Origin of the sequence: Arthrobacter sp. EM1 (genome assembly GCF_029964055.1) — a bacterium.
Taxonomy (GTDB): Bacteria; Actinomycetota; Actinomycetes; order Actinomycetales; family Micrococcaceae; genus Arthrobacter.
The window spans coordinates 1,610,354-1,635,464 of sequence record NZ_CP124836.1; the positions used below are offsets into that span (position 1 = coordinate 1,610,354).

At 65.1% G+C, this 25,111-nt stretch carries 18 protein-coding genes and 1 pseudogene; 10 read left to right on the forward strand and 9 right to left on the reverse strand.

Going from position 1 to position 25,111, the window contains the following annotated elements; translation table 11 throughout:
* Positions 1–6: 6 nt before the first annotated feature.
* From kdpC to QI450_RS07410, 5 genes are all read right to left on the reverse strand, one after another.
* Positions 7–618 (reverse strand): K(+)-transporting ATPase subunit C, encoded by a 612-nt coding sequence (gene kdpC, locus QI450_RS07390; protein WP_226776480.1) that lies wholly within the window; start codon positions 616–618, stop codon positions 7–9.
* A 10-nt stretch (positions 619–628) separates the two neighbouring features.
* On the reverse strand, positions 629–2,767 hold the full coding sequence (gene kdpB / locus QI450_RS07395) for a potassium-transporting ATPase subunit KdpB (RefSeq protein WP_226776479.1): 2,139 nt from the start codon (positions 2,765–2,767) through the stop codon (positions 629–631).
* Positions 2,764–4,431 carry a potassium-transporting ATPase subunit KdpA gene (gene kdpA / locus QI450_RS07400; protein WP_226776478.1) on the reverse strand — a complete coding sequence of 556 codons (1,668 nt, stop codon included), beginning with the start codon at positions 4,429–4,431 and terminating at the stop codon, positions 2,764–2,766. The genes kdpB and kdpA overlap by 4 nt, the downstream gene beginning before the upstream one ends.
* A gap of 7 nt (positions 4,432–4,438) precedes the next feature.
* The gene (locus QI450_RS07405) at positions 4,439–4,537 is read right to left on the reverse strand and encodes a potassium-transporting ATPase subunit F (protein ID WP_226760016.1); all 99 of its coding nucleotides are present in this window, start codon (positions 4,535–4,537) and stop codon (positions 4,439–4,441) included.
* A gap of 304 nt (positions 4,538–4,841) precedes the next feature.
* Entirely contained in the window at positions 4,842–6,818 is a 1,977-nt protein-coding gene (locus QI450_RS07410; protein ID WP_226776477.1) for an amino acid transporter, read from the reverse strand.
* Positions 6,819–7,036: 218 nt separating this feature from the next.
* On the opposite strand from QI450_RS07410, the gene QI450_RS07415 reads away from it, so the two are divergent.
* The gene (locus QI450_RS07415; protein WP_226776476.1) at positions 7,037–8,737 is read left to right on the forward strand and encodes a hypothetical protein; all 1,701 of its coding nucleotides are present in this window, start codon (positions 7,037–7,039) and stop codon (positions 8,735–8,737) included.
* On the opposite strand, the gene QI450_RS07420 is transcribed toward QI450_RS07415, so the two are convergent.
* A complete protein-coding gene (locus QI450_RS07420) occupies positions 8,706–9,443 on the reverse strand; it encodes a BTAD domain-containing putative transcriptional regulator (protein WP_226776475.1) in 738 nt (245 codons plus the stop codon). The genes QI450_RS07415 and QI450_RS07420 overlap by 32 nt on opposite strands.
* A 161-nt stretch (positions 9,444–9,604) precedes the next feature.
* Here QI450_RS07420 and QI450_RS07425 point away from each other — a divergent pair, with 161 nt between their 5' ends.
* From QI450_RS07425 to QI450_RS07450, 6 genes are all read left to right on the forward strand, one after another.
* Positions 9,605–9,823 (forward strand): hypothetical protein, encoded by a 219-nt coding sequence (locus QI450_RS07425; RefSeq protein ID WP_226776474.1) that lies wholly within the window; start codon positions 9,605–9,607, stop codon positions 9,821–9,823.
* 81 nt (positions 9,824–9,904) lie between these two features.
* Positions 9,905–12,295, forward strand: coding sequence for a hypothetical protein (locus QI450_RS07430; protein ID WP_226776473.1), 2,391 nt, complete (start codon positions 9,905–9,907; stop codon positions 12,293–12,295).
* Positions 12,288–13,541, forward strand: a complete 1,254-nt coding sequence (locus QI450_RS07435; protein WP_226776472.1) for a hypothetical protein — start codon at positions 12,288–12,290, stop codon at positions 13,539–13,541. Before QI450_RS07430 ends, QI450_RS07435 begins: the two co-directional genes overlap by 8 nt.
* Before the next feature lie 17 nt (positions 13,542–13,558).
* Positions 13,559–14,128 (forward strand): hypothetical protein, encoded by a 570-nt coding sequence (locus tag QI450_RS07440; RefSeq protein WP_226776471.1) that lies wholly within the window; start codon positions 13,559–13,561, stop codon positions 14,126–14,128.
* Positions 14,129–14,130: 2 nt separating this feature from the next.
* Positions 14,131–15,474, forward strand: coding sequence for a hypothetical protein (locus QI450_RS07445; RefSeq protein WP_226776470.1), 1,344 nt, complete (start codon positions 14,131–14,133; stop codon positions 15,472–15,474).
* 14 nt (positions 15,475–15,488) lie between these two features.
* Complete coding sequence (locus tag QI450_RS07450) at positions 15,489–18,722, forward strand: D-Ala-D-Ala carboxypeptidase family metallohydrolase (RefSeq protein ID WP_226776469.1); 3,234 nt, start codon at positions 15,489–15,491, stop codon at positions 18,720–18,722.
* 78 nt (positions 18,723–18,800) lie between these two features.
* Here QI450_RS07450 and QI450_RS07455 read toward each other — a convergent pair.
* Positions 18,801–19,742 (reverse strand): annotated as a pseudogene (locus tag QI450_RS07455) (acetylxylan esterase).
* A 315-nt stretch (positions 19,743–20,057) separates the two neighbouring features.
* Between QI450_RS07455 and QI450_RS07460 the strand changes: the two are divergent.
* The 3 genes from QI450_RS07460 to QI450_RS07470 all read left to right on the forward strand — a co-directional run bounded on the left by QI450_RS07460 (position 20,058) and on the right by QI450_RS07470 (position 22,500).
* Positions 20,058–20,735, forward strand: a complete 678-nt coding sequence (locus tag QI450_RS07460; RefSeq protein ID WP_282468051.1) for a hypothetical protein — start codon at positions 20,058–20,060, stop codon at positions 20,733–20,735.
* Positions 20,736–20,839: 104 nt separating this feature from the next.
* Positions 20,840–22,054, forward strand: a complete 1,215-nt coding sequence (locus tag QI450_RS07465; protein WP_226774287.1) for a molybdopterin-dependent oxidoreductase — start codon at positions 20,840–20,842, stop codon at positions 22,052–22,054.
* Positions 22,051–22,500, forward strand: coding sequence for a hypothetical protein (locus QI450_RS07470; protein ID WP_226774288.1), 450 nt, complete (start codon positions 22,051–22,053; stop codon positions 22,498–22,500). The genes QI450_RS07465 and QI450_RS07470 overlap by 4 nt, the downstream gene beginning before the upstream one ends.
* On the opposite strand, the gene QI450_RS07475 is transcribed toward QI450_RS07470, so the two are convergent.
* On the reverse strand, positions 22,497–23,972 hold the full coding sequence (locus tag QI450_RS07475) for a glycosyltransferase 87 family protein (protein ID WP_226774289.1): 1,476 nt from the start codon (positions 23,970–23,972) through the stop codon (positions 22,497–22,499). The two genes, QI450_RS07470 and QI450_RS07475, sit on opposite strands and share 4 nt — an antisense overlap.
* 364 nt (positions 23,973–24,336) lie before the next feature.
* Complete coding sequence (locus QI450_RS07480) at positions 24,337–25,014, reverse strand: hypothetical protein (protein ID WP_282468149.1); 678 nt, start codon at positions 25,012–25,014, stop codon at positions 24,337–24,339.
* Positions 25,015–25,111 lie beyond the last annotated feature (97 nt).

A 25,111-nucleotide genomic window follows, 5' to 3' on the forward strand; every position in this document is an offset into this window, starting at 1 on the left:
GGACTCTCACTTGGACTGTACCGTGGCAGCGAGATCAATGTTGAGGGCAGTCACGTTCACGGAAGGCTGGCCCAGGAAGGCCTCCAAGCCGCCGCTGGTGTGCTTGTTGACCAGGGACATCACCGCATCGGCGCTCAGGTGCTGCGCCCTGGCAACGCGGGGAACCTGCAGCCGGGCGTAGGCGGGGGAGATATCCGGGTCCAGACCCGAGCCGCTGGCAGTTACCGCGTCTGCCGGCACCCGTTCCGCGTCGACGCCTTCGGCGCCAGCAACAGCTGACCGGTTGGCGGTGACGGCGTCCAAGAGCTTGGGATCATTGGGACCGAGGTTGCTGGCCGATGACGACGCCGGGTCCCATTTCACCGCGGAAGACCGGGCATGGAACCACCGCGGATCCTGGACGCCGGCGTCGTCGGCGGGGGCCTGGACGATCAAGGCAGACGCTGCCGGGGCTCCCGCCCTGTCTTTGATGATGGACCCGTTGGCCTGGTACGGGGCGATCAGCTGCCCGACGCCAAAGACGGCCAGCGGGTAGGCGGCGCCAAGGACGAGGGCGGCGAGGAGCAGGAACCGCAGCGCAGTTCCGGCCTGGCGCAGATAGCCGGTAAGAGTGTTCATAATGGTCTTCCTAGCCGATGCCGGGGATGAGGGAAATGATCAGGTCGATGATCTTGATGCCGACGAAGGGGGCGATGAGTCCACCGAGCCCGTAGATCAGCAGGTTCCGGGCCAGCGCCTGATTGGCCGAGACGGCGCGGTATTTCACACCCCGGAGCGCGAGCGGCACCAAGGCGACGATGACCAGGGCGTTGAAGATCACCGCGGAGAGGATGGCCGAGGAGGGGGTTGCCAGGCCCATGATGTTCAGCAGCCCGAGCCCCGGGAAGGCCGCGGTGAAGAGGGCGGGCACAATCGCGAAGTACTTGGCGACGTCGTTGGCGACCGAGAACGTGGTCAGCGCCCCGCGGGTGATCAGCAGTTGCTTGCCGATGCCGACGATATTGATGAGTTTGGTGGGATCGGAGTCGAGGTCCACCATGTTGGCAGCGTCCTTGGCGGCGGGGGTGCCGGAGTTCATGGCGACGCCGACGTCCGCCGCGGCCAGGGCAGGGGCGTCGTTGGTGCCGTCCCCGGTCATGGCCACGAGCCGGCCGGTTGCCTGCTCCTTTTTGATGACCGCGAGTTTGTCCTCGGGGGTTGCTTCGGCCAGGAAATCATCGACGCCGGCCTCGGCGGCGATCGCCCGGGCGGTAACGGGGTTGTCCCCGGTGATCATCACGGTGCGGATGCCCATTTTCCGCAGTTCGTCGAATCGGGCGTGCATTCCGGGTTTGACGACGTCGGCGAGGTGAACGGTCCCCAAAATTTCCGCGCTGCCGTCCTGGCTCACCTGGGCGACCAGCAGGGGAGTGCCGCCCCCGGCGGAGATGTCGTTGACGCGGTCCGTGACCTCCGCCGGGGTGTGGCCGCCGTAACCGGCAACGAACGCGGACACTGCAGAGGTGGCGCCCTTTCGGATCTGCCGGCCGTCAAGGTCCAGCCCGCTCATACGCGTGCTGGCGCTGAAAGGGACCACCGTGAAATCACCGGAACTGCGCTGCAGCGTTGCCAGATCCTGCCCGGCAGCACCGTCCCCGGCGGCGAGATCCACGATGGACCGTCCTTCCGGGGTTTCGTCGGCCAGGCTGCAGACCCGGGCCGCTTCCACAAGCCGGGCCGGCTCAACACCATGGGCGGGGAAGAAATTCACGGCCCGGCGGTTGCCGTAGGTGATGGTTCCGGTCTTGTCGAGCAGGAGGGTGGTGATATCTCCGGCGGTCTCCACGGCGCGGCCGGAGGTCGCCAGCACGTTGTGCTGGACCAGCCGGTCCATCCCGGCGATGCCGATCGCCGGGACCAGGGCCCCGATAGTGGTCGGGATCAGGCAGACCAGCAGCGCAACCAGCACAATCGGCGACGGCGTTGCGCCGGCGAGGGCGGCGAACGGCGCCAGTGACATGGTCACGGCCAGGAAGACGATGGTCAGTGATACCAGCAGCACGTGGAGAGCAATCTCGTTGGGCGTTTTCTGCCGCACGGCGCCCTCGACGAGCTTGATCATCCGGTCGACAAACGTCGCGCCGGGCTCGGCGGTGATGCGGATGACGATCCGGTCCGAGAGGACCTTTGTACCGCCGGTGACGGAACACCGGTCGCCGCCGGATTCGCGGATCACCGGCGCCGATTCGCCGGTGATCGTCGATTCGTCGACGCTGGCCAGGCCCTCGATGATTTCGCCGTCCGAGGGGATGACGTCTCCCGCTTCGCAAATGACGACGTCGTTGAGCCGAAGCTCGGTGCCGGGGACCTCTTTGATGGCTCCGTCGGGCTGCCGGAGCCGGGCCAAGATTCCCTGGCGGCTGGCGCGGAGGCTGTCGGCCTGGGCCTTGCCGCGGCCCTCCGCGATGGATTCGGACAGTGTGCCGAACAGTGCGGTGAGCCATAGCCAGGCGGTGACCGCAATGCCGAAGGCCGACGGCCGGTAGAAGGAGAGCGCAGTGCACAAGGCGGCGCCCACCAGCACTGTGAACATGACCGGGGAATGGATCATCTGCCCGGGCGCGAGCTTCCGGACTGCGAGAGGCAGGGCGGCCATAACGCTTGCGAACGTCAGTTTTGCCGGGGTTTTTGTGTGGTGTTTGTGTTCGCCGGGGGTGCCGAGGGGGTTGCCGTCGGCGTAGGTTCGGGTGGCGGTGTCCGCGGCGGGTGCCGAGCTGGACCGGGTCATTTGAGGAGTCCTTCTGCGAGGGGCCCGAGGGCAAGGGCAGGGAAGTAGCTCACGGCGGTCATAATTACTGTCACGCCGAGCAGCAGGGCGCCGAACAGCAAGCCGTGGGTGGGGACGGTACCGGCGGAGGCGGGAACCTTGCCTTGCCGGGCCAGGGAGCCGGCCAGGGCGAGCACCAGGATAATCGGCAGGAAGCGGCCAAACAGCATTGCCAGGCCCATCATGACCGAGAGGTACGGCCCTGATGTGGTGATGCCGCCGAAAGCGGACCCGTTGTTGTTGGCCCCGGATGTGAAGGCGTAGAGCACCTCACTGAACTGATGGGGACCGGTCGACGGGGCGTTGGCAACTGCATCCGGCAGCAGGACGGTGATACCGGACAGGGCCAGCACCAGCGTGGGAGTGATCAGGATGTACATGGCTGCGAGCTTCATTTCCGTTGGGCCGATCCTCTTGCCCAGGTACTCCGGGGTCCGCCCCACCATCAGGCCGGCGATGAAGACGGCGATGATCGACAGAATAAGCAGGCCGTAAAGCCCCGAGCCGGTTCCGCCGGGGGCTACTTCGCCGAGCATCATGTTGACCATGGCTACTGCGCCGGCCAGCGGCGGCAGGGAGTCATGGGCGACGTTGACCGCGCCGGTGGAGGTCAGCGTGGTGGCCGCGGCGAAGATCGCGCTCGGCGCGGGACCAAAGCGTTGTTCAAATCCTTCGCCCAGCCCGCCGGCCGCAGCGGTCGCAGCGCCCTGGCCCGAAGCCACGGCCCATCCCATCAGGGTGGTGGAAGCAAGCCACAGGGAGCCCATTACCGCAGCCACGGTGTAGCCCTGCTTCTGGTCGCCGACCATCCGGCCGAAGGCGTATGGCAGGGCCGAAGGGATGAGCAGGATCAGGAACACCTCGAAGAAGCTGATGACGGCGTTCGGGTTCTCGAACGGGTGGGCGGAGTTGGCATTGAAGTAGCCGCCGCCGTTGGTCCCGAGGACCTTGATGGCTTCCTGGGACGCCACCGGGCCGCCGGGAATGGTCTGGCCGACTCCGGTGAACTGGTTCGTGACGTCGGTCGGCCAGAAGTTCTGCACCACGCCGCCGAGGACCATCACCACTGCCGCGATGAACGCGATCGGCAGCAGGATCCGGAACGACGTCCGGGACAGATCCACCCAGAAGTTGCCCAGCCGTTGCGTCCTCGTTCGGGCGATGCCGCGGATGAGGGCGACGGCGACGACGATGCCGACCGCTGCGGAGAGGAAGTTCTGGACCGCAAGCAGGGCCATCTGAACGAAAATGCCCACGGTGGCCTCCGGCACATACGTTTGCCAGTTCGTGTTGGTCACAAAGGAAACGGCGGTGTTCATGGCTATCCACGGGTCCACGCCGGGCAGGGAGCCGCTGCCAGGCAGGACGCCCTGGAGGCGTTGGAGGCCGTACACGGCCAGGAGGGATACAGCAGAAAACGCCAGAACGCTGCGCAGGTAGACGGACCAGGTCTGCTCAGTACCCGCGTCGATTCCGGCAAGCCGGTAGAAGAGGCGCTCGGGACGGCTGGATTTTGTGCCCTCGAACACCCGGGCCAGATAGATACCAAAGGGCTTGTGCAGGGCCGCCAGCACCAGCAGGAGTCCGGCCACCTGGACGATGAAAGACGCAGCATTAAAAGTCATAGTCTGCTCACCACTTTTCCGGGTGGATCAGGACGGCCAGCAGGTAGCCGAAGAGGCACAGTCCGGCAATCAGCAGGACCAGCCACATGACCGCGTCGGCGCTCATTGGCCGCCCTCCGGCCGTTCGTCGGCGGTGCCGACCATCCCGGCCACAACATGGCCTATCCACATAACGAAACCCATTGACACCATGAGGATTCCGATAACAGCCAGGTCGGCCATCGCAGGTTCCTTTCATCCATTCCCCGTTTGCGGGGCTAGTGAAAGTCAACTCCCAGCGACGGCCGAATATCCGGTTCCTGATGGTTTCTTAACGCCCGGAGGATGAATCTTGACGCTGTCTTAACGCGCACGGAGGATTCGGGTCCGTGCTGCTTTAAGTGCTGCGCACGACGTCAGGCGTCCGGCCATCAGCCGACGTGGACCCAGGGCCGTTTGGTGACATCGGGTTCGGCCTCCCGGAGCACCTCACGGGTCACCGGGGCGATCTCGCCCTCACCGAACGCGAGGAAGCGCAGCAGGTTGGTGACCGGGTTTCCCTCGGTCCAGCGGAAGTAGATATGCGGCATCAACCCGGTCACGTCCCGGATGTGGAGCAACACCGAGGCGATGGTGTTCGGCACAACGGGTCCGTGGACTTCCAGGACCCTGTACCCGTGCCGGGTCACCCCTCGCACCTCCAATGCCGTTTCAAAGTCAGAGGAATCGTCGACGACCACTTCCAGGAACAACGCCTGGTAGTCCACCGGCAGATGGCTGACCTGGATCGCCGATGTCAGCTTGTCCCGGTAGGCCGTGGCGCTCAGGCGCAGCGGCTCGTGCGCGATGATGGCAATGGGCCCGTCCAAATCGTCAGACATAAATTCCAGTGACTGCCGGTCCAGATGGACCTGGGTGGCGTGAAGTTCGAAGGCCCTCCGGACGCGTGAGAGCAACGAGATCACGATGATGCCCACAATAAAGATCGCTGCAATCCGGATGCCTTCGGGGCGCTCAATGATGTTGGCCACCGTTGTGTAGATGAACACCGCTGCTATAACGCCAAAACCCAGAGTCCGCTTGCGTTGCCTCGCGCGCCGGGCTGAGAGCGCCACGGCAACCGCTGCCGAGGTCATCAGCACCAGGACGCCGGTGGCGTAGGCACCGCCCTGCGCGTCGACGTCGGCATTAAACAGCCATGTGATCAGGAATCCGACCAATGTGAACACCAGGACCAACGGACGCACGGCACGCGCCCACCCCGGGGCCATCCCGTAGCGGGGAAGGTACCGCGGGACGAGGTTGAGCAGCCCGGCCATCGCGGACGCGCCGGCGAACCAGAGAATGGCGATCGTGCTCACGTCGTAGACAGTGCCGAACCCTGCCCCCAGGTATTCGTGGGCCAGGAAAGCCAGGGCGCGGCCGTTGGCCTGGCCGCCCGGTTGGAACTCCTGCTCCGGGATCAGGATCACAGTCGTGAAGCTGGTGGTGATCAGGAAGCTGCTCATAATGACGGCGGCGGTTGTCAGCAGCCGCCGGGCACCTTCGATCCTGCCGGCCGGATTCTCCTCGGTGTCACCCGGCTTTCCCTGGACTTGCGGCATCACGGCCACTCCGGTCTCGAAGCCGGACAGGCCCAGTGCGAGTTTGGGGAAGACCAGCAGGGCGATGCCGACCACCATAAACGGGTTGCCATGGGAGGTTGTCAGGGCGGTCCACCAGTCCCCGACGGCAACGGGGTGGGCCAGCACTTCAAGGACTGTGGTGATGACCACCACGACGTTGAGGCTGAGGTAAATGCCGACCAGGACGACCGCGACGCCCATGGCCTCCTTAAACCCGCGGAGGAAGACCGCGCCGAGCATGGCCAGCAGGAAAAGAGTCACCGGCACGTTTTGGCCTTGCAACCAGCCCGGAACGAACGGGTTCTGGATCGCATGGGCTGTGGCGTCGGCCGCAGACAACGTCATGGTGATCATAAAGTCCGTAGCGGCGAACCCCAGCAGAACGAGCACAAAAAGCTTGCCGCCCCAACGGGGCAGCAGCCGCTCCAGCATGGCGATGGAACCCTCGCCGCGGTGGCTCTCCCCGGCAACCCGGCGGTAGACGGGAAGGGCGCCCAACAGTGTGACAGCCACCAGTACCATCGTCGCCAGCGGCGAGATCACACCGGCGGCGAGCGCTGCGATGGCCGGCTGGTAGCCCAGGGTTGAGAAGTAGTCGACGCCGGTCAGGCACATCACCTGCCACCATGGATGCTTCTTCAGATGCGATTCACTCACGGCACCGGGCCCTTGGTGGGTGCCCTTTGCGTCCTGTAGGCCGAACAGGAGCCAACTCCTTAAGTTTTCACGGGCACCCGGCCGCGCCGCCGAGGGGTCCGCAGGCGGCCTGCTCATTGTGGTCATCCGTGCCTCTCCGCGCGATGCCCGGCATCGTGTGTCACTGCCGACCCTAACACCGGGCTCAGTCGCCGCTGCCGGACCCGCAGAAGTCTTGACGGATCCTTAACACCCGCCCGCAGCCGCGGTGCCCATAGTGCGCCGCGAGCGTTGGTTTGCACCGTCCGGCGGTGTGCGGCGCTATTTCCCGTGACAGCGCCTCCCGGCCGTGCTATTCCTGAGGTGTGAGTGGCACGGGCCCTGGGGCCGCGGACTTTTCCAATGCCCCGCCGGCTACCCTGGCCGGCAGCTTAATGGTGGTCCCGGTGCACGTCCTGGAGCTTCGGGCCGAGGTGTCCTTTGATGCAGTCCGGGGCACGTCGGTGGCCGCGGCGACGATGGATTATCGGGTGGGTCCCACCGGGGGCAACCCGTTTTTCGATTTACGTCAGAGTGTGGACAGCTGCTGGCTGGACGGGGTGCCGCTCGATCCGGAAATGATCGGCGGGTGCGACGTCGGTGCTGGACCGGCCGGCTCCGTCCGGGTCCTGCGCCGGTTCCAGGACCGCGGGTCCGTCCACAGCCTTCGGTTCCGCTACCGGTTGGGGTTGCCGCACGCTGAGCTGGGCGGGGCCTCGCCGCCGGTGCTGGAGTGGTCCGACGGTCCCGCGCTGCGTTGGACGCTGGGCATGTCGGACCTCTTCGCGGGCCGCTACCTGGAAGCCTGGTTCCCCTCCAACCTTCCGTTCGACCAGTTCCCCGTCACCCTCAACATCACCCTGACAGGGACGGAGGTGGCGCACGTGCTGATCAGCAACGGGGACGTTGCCGTTGGCGGCCCGGGACGCTGGTCCGTTGCATTCCCGGCGTCGTTCACCACCCTTTCGCACCTTGTGGAGCTCCGCCCGGCGGCCACCGTCGAAGGCCAGAAGTCGACGGTGGTATTACCGGTCTCGGGCACCGCCGTCACTGTCGAGGCCTGGAAATGCTCCGCCGGACCGGAGGACCTCGGCCATGAGCTGGGCAGGATCGAGAGTCTGCTGGCGCAGAACGAGGCGGACTACGGCAGGTTCCCGGGGAACCGGTTCGTCTGCTTCTTCAACGGCAACCGCGGTGGGATGGAATACCACCATGGGGCCACCACATCCCGGCGGGCGCTGGCCCACGAGGTTTTCCATTCCTGGTTTTCCCGCGGGGTCATGCCGGCCTCGCAGGCCGACGGCTGGTGGGACGAGGCCTTCACCTCCTACCATGAGCACGGCGCCGGCCAATTGGAGGCTTTCGACTTCAATGAAGCCCCGGTGGAACTGTGTTCCCGGCGTCCCTTTGACCGTCGGACCGCGGTCAATGCCTATCCGGACGGTAGCCGATTCTTCCGCGGGCTGGCCGACGCGCTGGGGGTGGAACGCCTGCGCGCCTGCATGCGGGCCGTATACGCCCGGCATTGCAGCGCTCCGCTTTCCACGATCGGGCTGGAGGCCGACATCCTGGTTGCGGGCGGTGAGCCGTCTGTGGTCGATGCTTTCCACCGGTTTGTTTACGGGCTTCCCGACCCGTCGCCGGCTCCGAAGCTTCGGCTCCATGGGTTGGCGGCCCGGGGTGCAGGGGACCGGATCCGGGTCAGTGTGAGCAACGACTCCGGGGGCGGTCCGTGCAGGCACTTTATGGTGGTGTTTTCGCTGGCCGGTGCCGCTACTGGCGCGGAGCGGGCGGCGGGGGCCTGCCGGAACATCGCCGCTACTGGAGGCTTCGATCTCCAACCAGGGGAAGAACGAGAAGTCTGGACGACGGCATCGGAAGCCCTCATTCAGAGGTCCTGGACCGGGACGATGCTGGTGGCCTCGGTGCATGCCCGCGGCTGCGACCCCTCGCCCCGGACCAGGGTATCGGCGCTGTTGCCCCCGGCGCAGGCAACTAGTGCGTCGCAGTTCCCTGCACCGGCATGACCAAGCCGACCTTCCTGAATAACTCCGGCGAGGGGCGCAACCCCAGTTCGGTCCACAGCAGGCGGGCATATCCGTTGAGCTGCCGCCTGGCCTCGAATACGTTGCCTTCGCCCAGATGAGCATCGATCAGGAGCCGCTGCGCGGACTCACGCAGCGGCTCCTCGGCAACTACCGCCAGCAAGACGTCGATGGCTTCGATGTAGCGTTCCCGTTCACGAAGCCTGCGCGCGGTTACCTCGGACGCGTGCAGGCGCATCTGACGCAACTGCTCGCGGGCCAGCAACAGCCAGTCCTCGTCCCAGCCCGGAAGAAGTTCCTCCGCATGTGCCAGAAACTGCGAATGTTCGGGTTCACCGCGCACATCGGTCAGTACCCGTTCTGCCTGTCGGCGCAGGCGGTGCACATCCACCTCGACGTCGTCGGCTAGCCACACCCGGTCCGAATCCCCATCGATCAGGCGCGAATCGGCGCTGCGGATCCGCCAGAGTGCCGTCCGGAGGCTTCCGCGGCAACGTTCGGACGTTGAGTCGGACCACAGCCGTTCGGCCAGCACCGTCCGGTCGCAGTCGTGTGCCCCGAGCTTGTCCAGCGAAAGGTAGGCGATAACGCGGCGGGCGTGCAGGGGCAACGACACCGGGGCGTTGGCGATGCGCAAGGAGAACCCTCCGAGTAGCGAAAGGCTGACCCGCCCGTCAGAGTGTGCCACGACGGGACGATGTGATGGGTGCATCAGGGCCCTCCCCGGATACGCGGCCGTGAATGGATCACTTTGATCATCAGACTCCGACGTCCACCCGGTGTCAACACTATGTCAACGCGGACGGAACGTTGACGCTGCAAACGATGGCCGGGCGGGAAGCTGCAGAAGTGGAATATACCGACTACCAGATCATTGTTATCCGGGCCAGGCGGGACGGGGGCCAGCTGATCGTCCGCATCCTGACCGGCGGGAACCCCGCCGACCCGGCGCGCCAATGGGTCTTCGCCAGCGTCGACGAGGTGTGTGTGCTGGTCGAGCGACTGCTGGAGGAACTCGGCGGTCCCGGTCCCCGGAGCGCGGCGGTCCCGCCGCGGGGCGGCGGCTGACGCCGGAAGATACGCAGGATTGACGGCCCGGAAGACACCGGACCCGATCATGGGATCAAGAGGAATAATGGAGGTGGGAAAATGAGCGTCGATTCCTATTCGGCTTCTTCCGGAGAAGCCGGGAGCTATACCTCCCCGTTTGCGGGGCTTTCGCATTTCACCGACCAGGCAGCCCCGGGGGCCGAAGCTCCTTCCGAGGAGTCCGGTGACGCCTTGTTCGAAGCGATCTATTACACGGATTCCCCCTTTGGCGCCGAGGCTGACAGCGAAGCCGACGTCGAGCGGGAAACGGCTGAAGCACGCGATTTCCTCGAAACCCTCCATGACGAGGAATTTGAGGACGCCCTCGAACAGCTGCTCAACGAGGGAGCCTCGCGTGTGCTGGCCGATGCCCAAGAATGGTCTGCGGCGCCGACGGATGCCGGAACCCGCGAGGCACTCGATGAGTGGATCGATCCGCTGACAAATGAATGGGAAAACTCGATCAACAGGATCGGCGGGGGCCTGGAAAATACCGATTTGACCAGACTGAGCGAGCAGGAACTGGACGAGCTCCTGGACTCCCTGGAGCCGGCGCCCACCCTCGGATCGGAGGTCTTCGACAACTTTCTGGGAAAGCTGCTGCGAAAGGCGAAGTCCTTCATCAAGGAGAGGGTCCGCCAGGCAGGGAACTTCATCAAGAACCCGGTGAAGGGCGTTATCGACCTGGCGAAGAGCGGGCTGCAGACGATCAAAAGCGGCATCCAGACCATCGGCAAGCACCTGATCGGACCTATCCTCAACAGGCTCAAAGGAATCGGCTTGGCCCTGCTCAAGGGCGTGGTTAAGAAGCTGGCAGCCCCGCTGACCCGCTTGCTGCCCTCCTATGTGCGGCCGGCCGTGAAGATCCTTATGACCAAGCTTGGTCTTGACGAGGCAGGGGAGTTCCCGGCGACCGAAACCGAGGAAATTGCGGGGTCCGCCGGAGCGCTGGCACAGAATTTTGACACCGAACTTGTAAACCTGCTGTACCCGGTCGAATCCGCCGGTGAAGAATCCGGGGAATTCGACGAATCCGAATACATCGAGCCCGAGTTCGATGAGGCTGCCGGGCTGGATGATGCGCGCGCCCGGTTGGCCAGCGCGCTGAGCGAGCACACCGGAACCGAGCCGCCAACGGCCGAAATTGAACAGTTCCTGCCGGTTGTCCTTGCCATCCGGCCGCTGCTCAAGCTGGGACTGAAACTCACCGGCGCCCGGGGGAAGCTCATCAACCTGATTGCCACTCCGCTGGCGAATCTGATCAAGGGGATGGTGGGACCGGAGGCGGCACGGCTCATCGCCAAGGCCGGGGTCGACGTCGGATTCACCGCCCTGGGCCTGGAGACAAGCCCGCAGCAGGAACAGACCCTGTCCGGGGAGGCCCTGGCCTCCACGGTAGAAGCGACGGCGATGGAAGTTCTCGACGAGATCACCGATGAAGCGCTCGAGGACCCCCTCCAGGTCAGCGCCGCGGTCCAGCGTGCGTTTTCGCGGGCCGCCGCGGCCTACCTGCCCGACCGGCTCCTGCGGGCAGATCTGCCCGAACGTGAATCTGCCGGCGCAGAGGGCTACTGGATCCTGATGCCGCGCTCGCTGCGGCCGCGGTACCGGTTCCGCAAATACTCGCAGGTCTTCGCCGTCCCGATCAGCCGGCAGCAGGCCCGGGCATTAAGATGGTCCGACGGCGGGACGATGGAAACGTACCTGTTGGACCGGGGCGTTGACCGTTGGCCCGTACAGGCGGAGATCGACCTTTACGAGACGCTGCCGGGCACGATACCGGGCCACTTCACTCGAGACGAAGGGTTGCCTGCCGGCGAGCACCCGGTCGACAACGAATTCCAGCCCCTGACAGCGGAAGCCGCGGGCCTGCTGTTGCGGGAACCCGGGCTCGGACGCGCGCCGCTGGCGCTGCATCGATTCCCCCTGGCACAGCAGCCGGTGCCGGGACAGCGCTACTTCCGGATCCGCGCCGGGCAGCTGCCGGCACGCAAGAGCGCCCGGCCCAGACGACTGCTCGTCATTGACTGGGATCCGGCCGGCAGGCAACTGCGGATAGCGATCAGGCTCTCGGAGCGCCGGGCCCGGGCGCTGCTGGCATCCATCCAACGCTCAGCCCCCTCGGGGCAGCGGGATCTGCCTGCCGTACTCTCGGAACTTCGTGCCATCTACCTTCCACACCTGACAACGAAAATCAGCCGACGGCTGCTGCGCTCCTCCCTGGTGAGCGATCCTGCTGCAGCGAACCGGATCGCCGCAGCCATGGCAGCGTCAACGGGTACCGCAATCTCCAAATACCTGGTCCAGCGGGGCGCGCAGCTGGGCGCCGCCGTCGCGGACCCGGCCTCCGGCGTCACCCTCACCGTGACCTTCACATCGGTTACCGGACATCCGACAGCCGCCCTGCGGCCGCCAACCGTTTCGGCGAAGCCGGGATGGCACCATGTCTGATTCCAGTACCACCGCCGCGAGGGCGGCCCTCGGTGTCGAAATCCGGCACTGGCGCCGAGCGTGCGTCGATTTGGGCGACCTGGAGGTTTCGGCGTCACCGGCGGCGTGGAAGGAGCTCGAGTCTTACCTTGGCCTGAACCTCCGCCGGAGCCTGACCTCCGTCGTTGTTCGCCTCACCGCCCACGCTGATCGTGCCCTCTTTTCGCTCAAGGCCGCCGAGACCGTTGGCGAACTCGCCGCCGTTAGGTCGGAGTTGCTGATCCTGCGGCGGCGCTATAGCCGGGCCGAAGCTGTCATCGATTTCTACGGCGACGCAGTCAACACCCGGACAAATCCGGTCGTGGCATCGGTGCTGCGGGGCCTTGACGCGCTTGCCGTTTACAGCATGGACCAGGTTCTCCGGCCGTTGAACATCGACACTCCGCCGGCGCTTTGCTATCTGGACAAGGGCTTGGGCGCCTCCATCCTGCGTGCCGGGGCGCGGCTGTGGGATTCCTCCCTGTCGCCGGCCGCTGCCATCAAGATCACCAGGCACAACCTCTGGCAGCCGACTTCCCTGGTCCACGAGACCGGTCACCAGGTGGCACACCTGACAGGGTGGACGACGGAACTGGGCACAGCACTCTACAAGGCCTTGGCACCGCACAACACACTGGTGGCCGAAGTATGGCGGGCCTGGGCTGCGGAGGTGGCCGGCGACGTGTACGCCTTTGCCTTGCTGGGCTACGCGCCGGTACCAGCGCTGGCGACGGTTGTTGACGGCCCTGCCCAGCTCGTCTATCGCATGCTCCCGGGCGATCCGCACCCCATATCGGCGCTGCGGGTCCAGTTTAATGTGGCGCTCTGCCGCTCCTGGTACGGAGCCGGGCCCTGGGACGTGCTGGGCGCCGGGTGGCTGGCCCGGTACCCGCTGGGACAGGCTCCCCGCGAGGTTGCCGAGATCATGGCCGAGAGCATGCCCCTGCTGCCGACCATCGTGGATGTGTGCACGCGCCAACCGATGCAGGCATTCCACGGCGTTCCGCTTGCTGCGCTCGCAGACCCTCGGCGGCTGTCCCCGGCCGAACTCGACCGCTTGGCCCAGCGGTCAGGGGACTCGCTTTACACCTCGAACCATCTGCAGCGGTTGGAGCCGCTGCGGATATTGGCCTTGAGCGTACTCCGCGGCCTCGAGTCCCAAAACACGCCAACCGAAATGCGAACGTGGCTGAGCCGCCTCGGCGGCGAGCGGCCCATCGCCGCATAAGCAGGAGAGATGACACCATGACCGAGCAATACACCCCGCAGGGATCTGCCGAGCAGTTCGCGCAGAACGTCGCCCAATTGGTCAGCGCCTTCGGACGCGGCCCGCAGCAGGAGCTCCGGCCGGAGCAGCAGCAACTCATTTTGCAGTTCCGCGCCCTCCGCAACGGTCTGGGAAACTTCGGTCGGCACGGGGAAACCCCGGACAAGGCGATCCTCGCATCCCCTGATATCAGTCCCGGCGATGCACGGAACGCACGCTACACCTTGACCTTCGTCGAGGCACTGCCAAGCCGCGCGGCCAGCATCCTGCTGCGCTACCCGCATCCGCCGTTCGAGTCGTTCTACTCCGTAGGCGACGTCGACAACGAGTACTGGGAACTTGTCATCGCGGACCCGGAGGTGGCTTCCGTTGAAGTCTGGGATGCCCATGGCGAGCCGCTAGCCGTGGGAGTCCCGCACTTCCACGACAAGGGCAGGAACCGCAGCAAACAAAAGACCTCGGTCACCGGCCGCCCGGTCCCGTCCAGCCCAGTATCCGAGACTCCCTCCCGCCGCCAGCCCGGCGGCTCAGCCACCGTGAAGGACTAGCCATGTTCCGGACATTAGTCGGACTAATCCCCGATCCAGTTTCACCAGCGCCCGCATGGAAACTTGAAGAAAAGGCCAACGCCGTAATGGCCGTCCACCCGCTGCAGCTCAGCAGATGGCTGGAAGAAGTGTGGTCTCAAGGCGGAATTGCCAACCCTGCCTGGCAGGCGATCCTCGGCGGCGGAGGTTCGGTGCCGGTGCCGTTGGGGGATCCGGACGCCGTTACCAAGACCACGCTGCCCCAGTTGCTTCGCGATACCCTGCTTTCCGGCATTGACCCGGCGCCAGGTTCGCCAACTCCGTTGCAGCCCTACAACCCAACATCCGCATTTCAGAAGCTGACGCCCCCGCCGGTATGGGAGAACCTGCTCTACGCCTACTTGGTGGAAGCGACCGGCGTTTTCGAGATCCTGGGCGAAGTGGTGCGGCGCTACGCATGGGGTGAGAGCCTTCCGGCGCCCAGTGTGGATACCCTGGTTTGGGCACGGAATACCGAGCAGCTGTTCTTCCGCGATCCACCGCTTTTCGGAATGGGCGGGCTGATGACCAGCCAGCTGCGGCCGGACGCCAGCATCAACCGGCGCAACATCTATTGGCGAATGTTTGGGCTGGACCTGCCGCACGCTCCAACGAAGGCCGTGGAAGGCCAGCCCTGGAAGCTCAACATCGGCACCGCCGGCAACACCAGATTCCTTGAACTATGGAACGAACTGCTCAGGCAGGTCTGGATGGGCATCGAAAATGACAGAAACTCCTCGGGCTCCAATTCCACGGATCCCACGTATATCGGCTACCTTTGCCAAACCATCGGCGAAATGCTGCAGCTCCGACGGCGCGGCGGAATGGTTTCTCAGGAGGAATTTGCCTACGTCACAATGCTCAGCTGGTTCCACCTGACCGTTGAATACGATACGTCACTGGTCGTGGACCTGCATGCCAATGCCGGTGGGCTGGGGAATGCAGCCGACCGGCTGTCGGCCATCGGCAAAGTGGTGGGGATCGCCCCCTCGAGGCAGGCGCGTGAGCTGTTCGAACTCGCAGACCTCGTGTCCACCCTGATGTGGCTCATCGAATTGGGCATGTTCAACGCCACGGACAAGGCGACACTGCTCTACAAGAAGGACGGCGTGGCCAACCCGAAGATTGCCGAAACCATGAACCGCATCATCGACCTCTGGCAATCGGGCACCGGCGAGCGGGTCAAGGACCTGGCGATCACCACCCGCCGCCCCCAACTTGACCTGCGTTCAGCGCAGCCCACCAGGCTCCCGGGCCCCGGGGCTTCCGTTCCAGTGACGGTCCCGTCTAGTAATGGAAACCGGGCCCCAGCCGGGCCCCGGCTCTGAGCGAAAGAACGACCATGGAAAAGCTTGAAATGTCCAGCATATTTGCGCCCCCGGCGCATCTGGTCCCGGACGTTGGCACCGAGTCATGGCCCACTCCAAGCGTGTTCTCCCTCCCAGACGGGGGCAGCGAAACGTCATGGGATGAGACAACCGACGAATATGCCGACGAATATGCCGGCCAGACAGAATGGAACGAGAGTACCGGCGAAGCGGCCTGGAATGAGCTTGGCTGGGACGAAACCGCCGACGAGTCAACGGACGAGGCCGCTGATGAATTCGCCGACGAGGCAACGGACGAGGCCGCTGATCAATTCGCCGACGAGGCAACGGACGAGGCCGCTGATCAATTCGCCGACGGCGCCGGGGAACTGGGCGGTCAGGCGCAGGAAAACGGCGAGGTTGAGGAATCCGAACTTGCCTCAATGCTCGCAGCAGAGCCGCTGCTGACAGGCCAGCATCATGAGGGATTCGAAACCGGACTTGTACTGGTCCCGAGCCCCGGCAATCAAGGGAAGGGGGAAGAGCATTGGGACCCGCACAACACCGGAGTCCCCATTTACGCGACCGGCGCCGGCGTCCGGAAGGAAAAGCTCTCCAGGAACTTCACCGTGGGCGAACTCGCCTCCAGCGGGGGCCGGGCCGATGACCGGGCGAGGATTTCCGCGGAGCTTGTGACAGCGCTCCAGGCCATCCGTGACCGGGCGGCCCGGCCAGTTAAGATCACATCGGGATACCGTTCCTGGGCCCGGAACGTTGCGGTCTACCGCAGAGCTGGGAAGAGCCCAACGCTCAGCCGCCACTGCAGCGGCCAAGCGGCGGACATCAAGATCGCCGGCCTGAACGGAATGCAGATCGCGAAGCTGGCGCTCGACGCCTGCGGTGAAGGAATCGGCGTCGGCATCGGCGGGAACTTCGCGCACGTTGACGTGCGCGGCTCCTGGGCCAAATGGACTTACTTCAGCGGCGACAAGAACCGCAAGGCGCTCGCGGAAATCGAAAGCTACAGGCGGCACCGGAAATCCGCACCGCCGCGGCCACTACCGCCAGTCCATCCGGGAACCGCATCAGATGTGGCGGCCGGCAGGCTGGTCGTTAATGAGTTGCCCCTACTGGCATCACACGCGGGCACGCATCCCGATCTTGTGCTGAAGTGGAATGCCATGACCCGCCCGTCCGTCGTCGACGTGGTAGTGCACCTGCATGGGCACACGCCCAGCGGATATGCCCTGAACATCGCGAAGGAGAAGGAGCCGTTCAGCGGGCTGGACATCGCAAACCCGGAGCAGCCGGGCGGACCTGCCCGGACCCGACCGACGCTCTTGGTGTTGCCGCGCGGCAACCACGCCCCCCGGACCAAGGCCGGGCACAACAACCAGCGCTATACCTTTCCGGCGCTGACCCAAGCGGGTGGGCTCCAAGCCCTTGTAGCGGCCGCCCTTGAGAGATTCACCGCGAGCACGGGCGCCACGGTGGCGGTGGACAGGCTGATCCTTACGGCGCATTCCGGCGGCGGGGCGGCGCTGATGTCAATCCTTGACCACAACAACCCGCACGAGATTTACACGTTCGATGCCCTCTACACCGACCCGGCACGGTTGATCGGCTGGGCCCAGCGCCGAATGGCGGCCGGAACGGGCGCCCTCCGTGTTATCTACCGGCCAGGGGAGCAAACGGCCCGACACAGCGAGGCCGTGCACGCAGCCCTTCGGAATACCGCCTCGCCCAGCTTCCGGGTCGAAGGCACCAGGGTCAGCCATGGCAACATTCCCCGCCATTTCGGCTGGAGATTCCTGGTGGATCCGTCCGCTGATGTACCGGACGTTGTGAAGCTGGCGGCGGGCAGCATCCTCCCGGAAGCGCCCGCCGCCGAATGGACAACGGTCGGGGAGAGGGACGAAGCCGCGTTCACGGATGAATCAGCGTATCTGGACGAGGCGCTTTACGCGGACGAGGGCGCTGAAGTTGAAGAAATGCAGTCGCTGCCGGCGATGGAGGCAGTGGAGGGAGCCGAATCGGTGGAGGCATCGGAGTCCTTTGACGAAGCGGGTCCTTTCGCACTGGAGGCTGCACCCTTCGCTTTATTGGAGGCGCCCTCACCCCGGGCTCCGGTATGTGGCGCGCTGCGGGGCGACGAACCCAAGTTTCGGCTAGGCGGTGCATCAACGAAGGAGGGGGTGGCAGAACCCCGGACCACCCAGGACCCGCGCGTCTACGGAGTTCAACTCTGGGACTACAAGGTCAATGACTATGCCTTGCGCGCCAGGCACCTTCAGGCTCTGCAAATCCTGGTGGCAAAGATCGCCGCCGATGTTCGCTCGGGCCGCTTCTCCGACGCCGGGTGGAAAATCAGCGTCGATGGTTTTGCCTCGAGAACGGGCAACGTTGATCACAACCTGAGTCTTTCGTTTTGGCGGATGACGACGGTGGCGCGTTGCCTGGAATGTCTGCTGGCCGCGGCCGGCATTCCGCCGGGACGAGTGACCATGGGGGACCAGCGCGGGTTGGGTTTCCAAGACGCGGTCCCCAACGTCGAGGACCCGCGCAGGCGCCTTGTGCAGGTATCAGTTCACCCGCCGGGGCTCAGGCCCCCGCCCGTGCGGCCATCGTCGGATCGTTTCGAGATCTGTTTCACCTCGCTGAAGAACCAGGTCCAGTCCCTGCCGATACCCGGAACGGCGGGTATGCTCGGTGTCGCTCGAACCACCGCAGCGTACCGGATACGTGATATCCAGACCCGCCAGGTACAGGCATACAGCTATACGGGACTCGGATTTATGCTGCAGGTTCCGGTGGACAAAATCATCCCCGCAGGGGTCAAAAAGCGCCTACCCAAACCGTTGCTGGATATGATCGGAAAGCTCCTGGCCAAGGTGGTACCCGGCGGGGGCAAACCCGGGACGGGCACCTGTACGCCTTTTGGCGTGTTCGTCTTTCCGACGCCGGACCCGGTACGCATTCCTGGCCCCGTTATCGGCGTTCGTTCGTTCGCCGGCGACGCCGACCTGATGGTACCGGCACCGGGACTGGGGAACGTGCAGATCCGGTTCAACAATTCGATCTTTCGTCTGCACAGCAAGGCCCTCGTCAATCCGGACCCGCTTGAGGTCAACGTATCGCGGGCGCTCTCCGCCAAGGCGATTATTGGCACACAGGGCACCGCCACGATGGTCGGCCCGGTCTCTCACGAGGACAGCAGCGAGATGGAGGCAGGGCTGGACGTTGCCGAAGGCATCTTCGCGGAACACTAGATACTCCGCTCGTTCCGCAACGCACGGCGGGCGGAACATTGGATCTGAAGCGCACGCAGCAGTGGTTCCGAGCGTGGGCTAACCGGCCAGCAGCTCCGCCAGGTAGTGGAACTGGGCAACCCAGTGGTGTTCCTGGCCTCCCTCGTGGTTGTTGAACCGGTAGACCTCGATCGACTTAGCGGGAGCGGCCTGCGGGGCGTCCGCCGGCCCGGTGCCATAAGCGTTGTATGCGGCGAAGACGGTGGATGGCGGGCAGGTATGGTCCATTAGCGCAACGGAGAACAGGGCAGGCGCCGTGGCGCGCCGGCCCAGGTGTACACCGTCGAAGTAACCCAGGACCCCGAGTGCCGGCTCGTAATGGTCACGATGGCGGGCCAGGAAATTCGCAATTTCCGGGTACGGGCCGCGCGGGGCGATGTCGATGGCGCGGGGAAAATCCTGCAGGAACGGGACGTCGGCCATGGTGCACAGAATGCCGTGAAGGCGTCAACGAAAACGCGGCGGTAGTAGTAGTCTTCCTTGGCTGAAATGCCACGCGTCATCAGCCCGGCGTAGGACACCTTCCCGGCGGAGGGATGCGGATCTGCTGTCGCACCAAGGGTGCCGCCGTACCCCTGGCTGCGGGTGTCCATAATGAAGTGCGCGTAGCCTGCCTGCGCCCATTTTGTGTCCTGCTGGACCAGGCAGGCCGCGCCCACCCGAATAGCCGACATACTGCACCACCACGGGCAGCTCCTGTCCGGCGCCGCGGTTGGCCGGCAGATGCAGCCAGCCTTTGATCCGATCCCCGCCATAGCCCGCGAACGTGACATCGAAACTGTCAATGACACTCAGCAGGTTCCCCACCGGGGTGAATTCGGCGTCGAGCGGGAACTCCCGGGCGTCGGCAATGGTTCGGTTCCAGAAATCGTCGAAGTCTTCCGGCTCCACTGCTGATGAGGTGTAGCTGCGCAGCTGGTCCCAGCCGGGGGTGGCTACAAAGTGGGCGCTGTACTGAAATTTACTTGTAGGCCAGCCCATCTTCGCCCAGGGTGTACTTGAAGCGTCAGGTAAATCACCCGCCGCTCCCGCCCTGACCGCCAAGGACCTGCCGGCCAGGGCAGGAACCGCATCGTTCAGAACTCCTGGCAGATGGGTCAATTCACTGTTTTTGTCCCCGAGATAAGTAACGGGTTGGTGACGGTTCCCGGGTGACCCATCCGGGGTGGGGGGTGTTCCCGAAGTACTCCTGACAGACCAAGCCGGACCCGCTGGATTCATTGTCAGGACCGCACCGCTTACGGTGTGGCCGCGGGAACGGATACATCCACTGAACTACTTTCAAGGAGCATTCCCATGCGCACATCGATCAAGACTTTCGCCGGTATCGCCGCGGCCGGTTCGCTGATGTTCTCCCTGGCTGCCTGCAGCCCGGCCAGTAACACCTCCGCCGCTCCGGCGTCCTCCTCGGCCTCGATGTCCGCCGAGGCGCCCAAGGCGCTGGCCTCCATCCCGGCCCTGACCGGGACCTCCACCGCCGTGAAGCTCGATGCCTCCTTCGCCAAGGCCCTTGAGACCCTGAAGCTGACCCCGGGCACCGTCGGGACCGCGGCACTGACCGATGGTTCGCTGATCTTCCCGATCACCGGCGGCAAGGTCGATTACTACGACCCGGCCAAGGACTACCGCCCGTTCGTCCAGGGCCTGATCAGCCACGCCGGTTCCGGGTTCTCCCTGACCGCCGGAGACACCAAGGTTGACCTGACCAACTTCACCATCGACCCGGGCACCTCCAAGCTCTACGGCGACGTCGCGGTCAACGGCACCACCGCCGCGAAGCAGGCCTACATCTTCAACCTCGACGGCTCCACCCTCAAGCCCCTCGCCAAGGCCGGCGACACCGCCGTCCTGGAAGGCACCCGGGTGCTGATCTCCGACACCGCCGCCGGCCTGCTGAACAAAACCTTCAAGACCGACGCCGTGAAAGCCGACATGCTCGTCGGCATCGCCAAAATCACCGTCAACACCAAGTAACACCCACCCGCAAAAGCCGGACGCCACGGACCCCAGGGTCTGTGGCGTTTCGGTTCCAGGAAAGGGCGGCCCTGGCGGCCACGGAACGGTTAAAGGGATCAGATATGCAAAAGCCTGACGGGCAGAAGCTCACCGAGGCGCTGGCGGCAAAGTTTGCCTCGCCCACACGCAGCACACGCCTGACCGTTGTTCTGGGCCGCTGGCTCGGGATTACCTTCACCGTTTGCTTCCTCACCGGCCTCTTCAGCCACGGACTCCAAAATCCGCCGGCGTGGATGTTCTTTCCTACCAGCCCGGTATGGATCTACCAGCTCACCCAGGGACTGCACGTAACGTCAGGGATTGCCGCGATTCCGCTGCTGCTGGCAAAACTGTGGTCGGTCTTCCCCGAGCTGCTGGCTTGGCCCCCGGTGAAGTCGGTGGTGCACGGCCTTGAACGGGCCTCCATTGCCCTATTTGTCGCGTCCTCGCTGGTGCAGCTGGCCACCGGGCTGATCAATACATACAAATGGTATCCGTGGCCGTTCCCGTTCCGGGAGACACACTACTGGCTGGCATGGGTCATCTGGGGCTCGCTCCTGCTGCACATTGCCCTCAAGCTCCCGGTCATCGCCGCCCACTGGCGCAGCAAGCGTGCGCAAGAGACCGCCGTCGTGGAATCGGCTGCACCCGCCGTCGCTGGAGTCTTGGAGTCAACTCCCGAGCCCGGCACATCCGGACCGGGCCGCTGGACCCGGCGTGCATTCCTCACTGCTGTTACCGGCGCGACCGGAGCCGTGGTGGTTACAACGGCGGGACAGTCCTTTTCCTGGCTGGCACCAGCGAACTTCTTTGCCCCGCGCAAAATGGGTACCGGCCCCCAAGGCGTGCCCGTGAATCGAACTGCCGGCGATGCCAAGGTCGCCGGCCTGGCGATGTCCCCGAAGTGGGCGCTGATGGTCAAGTCTGCTGATTCCACACGTTCCTTCACCCTCGATGAGCTTAGGGCGATGCCCCAGCACACCCACGAGTTGCCCATCGCATGTGTGGAGGGGTGGAGTCAGTTGGCCCAGTGGCGGGGCGTGCGCGTCCAGGACCTGGTAGCGGCCGTCGGCGCCCCCGCGGGATCCCGGCTTCGGTTCACCAGCCTGGAGCCGGAGGGCGCCTACCGCACCATGACCATGCCTGCCGAGTACACGCAGGACGAGAAGACCTTGGTGGCCCTGGAGCTGAATGGGTCCGTGCTTGACCTGGACCATGGCTATCCCGCCAGAATCATCGCCCCCGGCCGTCCCGGAGTCCTGCAGACCAAGTGGCTGCAGAGTATGGAGATCCTGTGAAACGTGCAACTGCTTTCAAAACCGTCCGGGCCGGGCTGGGCATGGCGGGCTTGGGCATCATTGCCTACGGGCTGCTGGGGCTGCCAACCCAGCTGGGTCCGGCGCAGCTGGTCGGCCTGCTGACGTGGATGGCCGTTGCCGTGCTCATCCACGACGGCGTTATTGTGCCGCTCTCCACCCTTGCCGGGGCGGCCCTGACCCGGACCGGTTCGAAACTGCAGCCGGCGTCCGCCGCCGTCCTGCGCGGCGCCCTGCTCACCGGTGCCCTGGTGACCCTGGTGGCGGGGATCCTGCTCAAGGCGAAGTCGGTAGCGCAGTCCGTCACGGTCCTCGAAGCCGACTACGCCATGAACCTGGTTTGGTTCTGGGCCCTACTCGCCCTGGCCTCCGCCGCCGGCATCCTGATCCTGGAACGCCGGGCCCGCTTCGCAAGATCCAACCACTAGGCGGGTGACACGCACCCGCCGCCATCCGGCGTCGACGATTCGAGGCCGGCGAGTGCCGCCAGCTGAAGTTCCCGACGGCGCCGATGCCAAACTCCGGCTGCGACGGCCGCGGCTGCGAGTACAAGGACCGCTTGATGCACCGGAACCGTGAACGGGTCCTCGAACGGCAGCATGTAGATGGCGTCCAGGGCCAGGATGATGGCCACGTATTCCCAGCGCCGGCTCAAGACAATAAACGGTAACAGCATCAGGGCATACCAAGGATAGTTCGGGCTGACAATCAGCAGCGTCAACCCGATCATGACTGTCTGCTGTTCCCAGGCATTCCCGGGCCTGGTGCGCCGCAACACCCAAAGCGCGACGGCGGCCAGCGCTGCCGCGCTCAGCAGCTGCGGCCACGGACCGGCCGAGACCAGTTGGGCCAGCCCGAACCGGGTGCCACCACGCTGGCTGTAGCCCTCCTCCTTGAGGTAGCCGGGCAAGAATCCCAGCACTCCTGCCCCTGCAACTGCCAGATAGGGAACGTAGAGGAGGACGAAAGTCGTCAGCGCTGCGGCAATGAAGCGCACAGGACGCTTGAACAACAAGGCGGGGGCGGCGATCACCGGAATGAGTTTGGTCGCGACCGCGGCGCCGAACGCCACCCCGGAGCGCAGCGGCTTGCCTACGGTCAATAGCAGTCCTGCGGTCAGGATCAAAGCGCCGCCGAGCAGGTCAACGTGGGCGTTGTTCACAGCCTCAAGCTGCACGAACGGGCTCCAGGCCCAGACGGCCGCCAGGTGCAGCGGAAGGCTGCGCCGGGCCAGGGCAGTGATGAGCATCAGCGTCACCGCAATGCTGACAAGCAGGCCCCCCACTTGGAATGGAAGATATCCGACCGAGTCAGGGACGGCGGCCCGCACGCCGAAAAAGTAGATTTCCGCGGTGGGCGGATAGATCGTGGGCACGTGCGGGCGGTTAATGGCCGTACAAAGCGGAGCCCCCGAGGGGTAGCCGTTGGCCGGGACGGATTCGGTGCCGAACAGGTCGCGGGCGCACCCGGGCCGGCCGTCATCGTTGTTGGCTCCCGGGACGAACAGCCATTCCGGCCGCAGGGCCGCCAGCGTCTCATCGACCGGAACGAAGGAGTAGGGGGAGATGCCGGCCTTTTGGACGATACCGTCCCAGGCGTACCTGGCGGAGTCGTTACTGGTCCGCGGCGGCGCACTTACGGCCACCAGCCCCAGCAGTACAGTGCCCGCAATGATTACGGCGCCCACTCGGCGCCGGGGGACATGGCGCAGCAGGCCAACTGCCCCAATAAGCGCGCCCCAGGACAACAGTGTGCCGACAATCGGTGCTGATTCGAAGGGGTTCTGCGGGACCACCATCCACCACAACAAGCCCGCGAGCACGAGCAGCAGCGCTACCAGCCGAGCCGCGGCTCCGGGGAGGATCCGCTTCGCTTGGTTGTTGGGTGAGGTACGGGCCATGACGCTCACGCTGCCTTCCTGTCCGCCCCGGGGCCGGGGGAGAACCGGCACAGGACGCGGCCGGGCAGGTACTGTTTGGCGATGGCCGCCACAGTCAGATCCACGCTGTTGATCATCCTTTGGGCAGCCGGGGCAGCCGGGAGAGCGCCCACGGCAGGGCACCGCGCTCGTTCAGACACGGGAGAACAACATCCACCAGGGCTGCGGTCATTTCAAACATCCTTATCAGGAGACGGATCAGGCAGCGCTGCTTCGCCCTGTAATCATTACGGTATACGCACAGTGCCACGGACCTCCAACAGGAGGTACCGTGGCACGCCCCGCCGGTGCAGACCCTGCACCGGGCGGCTTTTGCGGGTGGGTGTTACTTGGTGTTGACGGTGATTTTGGCGATGCCGACGAGCATGTCGGCTTTCACGGCGTCGGTCTTGAAGGTTTTGTTCAGCAGGCCGGCGGCGGTGTCGGAGATCAGCACCCGGGTGCCTTCCAGGACGGCGGTGTCGCCGACCTTGGCGAGGGGCTTGAGGGTGGAGCCGTCGAGGTTGAAGATGTAGGCCTGCTTCGCGGCGGTGGTGCCGTTGACCGCGACGTCGCCGTAGAGCTTGGAGGTGCCCGGGTCGATGGTGAAGTTGGTCAGGTCAACCTTGGTGTCTCCGGCGGTCAGGGAGAACCCGGAACCGGCGTGGCTGATCAGGCCCTGGACGAACGGGCGGTAGTCCTTGGCCGGGTCGTAGTAATCGACCTTGCCGCCGGTGATCGGGAAGATCAGCGAACCATCGGTCAGTGCCGCGGTCCCGACGGTGCCCGGGGTCAGCTTCAGGGTCTCAAGGGCCTTGGCGAAGGAGGCATCGAGCTTCACGGCGGTGGAGGTCCCGGTCAGGGCCGGGATGGAGGCCAGCGCCTTGGGCGCCTCGGCGGACATCGAGGCCGAGGAGGACGCCGGAGCGGCGGAGGTGTTACTGGCCGGGCTGCAGGCAGCCAGGGAGAACATCAGCGAACCGGCCGCGGCGATACCGGCGAAAGTCTTGATCGATGTGCGCATGGGAATGCTCCTTGAAAGTAGTTCAGTGGATGTATCCGTTCCCGCGGCCACACCGTAAGCGGTGCGGTCCTGACAATGAATCCAGCGGGTCCGGCTT

Coding starts and splice junctions, on each gene's coding strand:
- QI450_RS07435 (WP_226776472.1), top strand. CDS start 12,288: ATGTCTGATTCCAGTACCACCGCCGCGAGGGCGGCCCTCGGTGTCGAA.
- QI450_RS07430 (WP_226776473.1), top strand. CDS start 9,905: ATGAGCGTCGATTCCTATTCGGCTTCTTCCGGAGAAGCCGGGAGCTAT.
- kdpB (WP_226776479.1), bottom strand. CDS start 2,767: ATGACCCGGTCCAGCTCGGCACCCGCCGCGGACACCGCCACCCGAACC.
- QI450_RS07445 (WP_226776470.1), top strand. CDS start 14,131: ATGTTCCGGACATTAGTCGGACTAATCCCCGATCCAGTTTCACCAGCG.
- kdpA (WP_226776478.1), bottom strand. CDS start 4,431: ATGACTTTTAATGCTGCGTCTTTCATCGTCCAGGTGGCCGGACTCCTG.
- QI450_RS07450 (WP_226776469.1), top strand. CDS start 15,489: ATGGAAAAGCTTGAAATGTCCAGCATATTTGCGCCCCCGGCGCATCTG.
- QI450_RS07465 (WP_226774287.1), top strand. CDS start 20,840: ATGCAAAAGCCTGACGGGCAGAAGCTCACCGAGGCGCTGGCGGCAAAG.
- QI450_RS07480 (WP_282468149.1), bottom strand. CDS start 25,014: ATGCGCACATCGATCAAGACTTTCGCCGGTATCGCCGCGGCCGGTTCG.
- QI450_RS07405 (WP_226760016.1), bottom strand. CDS start 4,537: ATGAGCGCCGACGCGGTCATGTGGCTGGTCCTGCTGATTGCCGGACTG.
- QI450_RS07460 (WP_282468051.1), top strand. CDS start 20,058: ATGCGCACATCGATCAAGACTTTCGCCGGTATCGCCGCGGCCGGTTCG.
- kdpC (WP_226776480.1), bottom strand. CDS start 618: ATGAACACTCTTACCGGCTATCTGCGCCAGGCCGGAACTGCGCTGCGG.
- QI450_RS07440 (WP_226776471.1), top strand. CDS start 13,559: ATGACCGAGCAATACACCCCGCAGGGATCTGCCGAGCAGTTCGCGCAG.
- QI450_RS07410 (WP_226776477.1), bottom strand. CDS start 6,818: ATGACCACAATGAGCAGGCCGCCTGCGGACCCCTCGGCGGCGCGGCCG.
- QI450_RS07475 (WP_226774289.1), bottom strand. CDS start 23,972: ATGGCCCGTACCTCACCCAACAACCAAGCGAAGCGGATCCTCCCCGGA.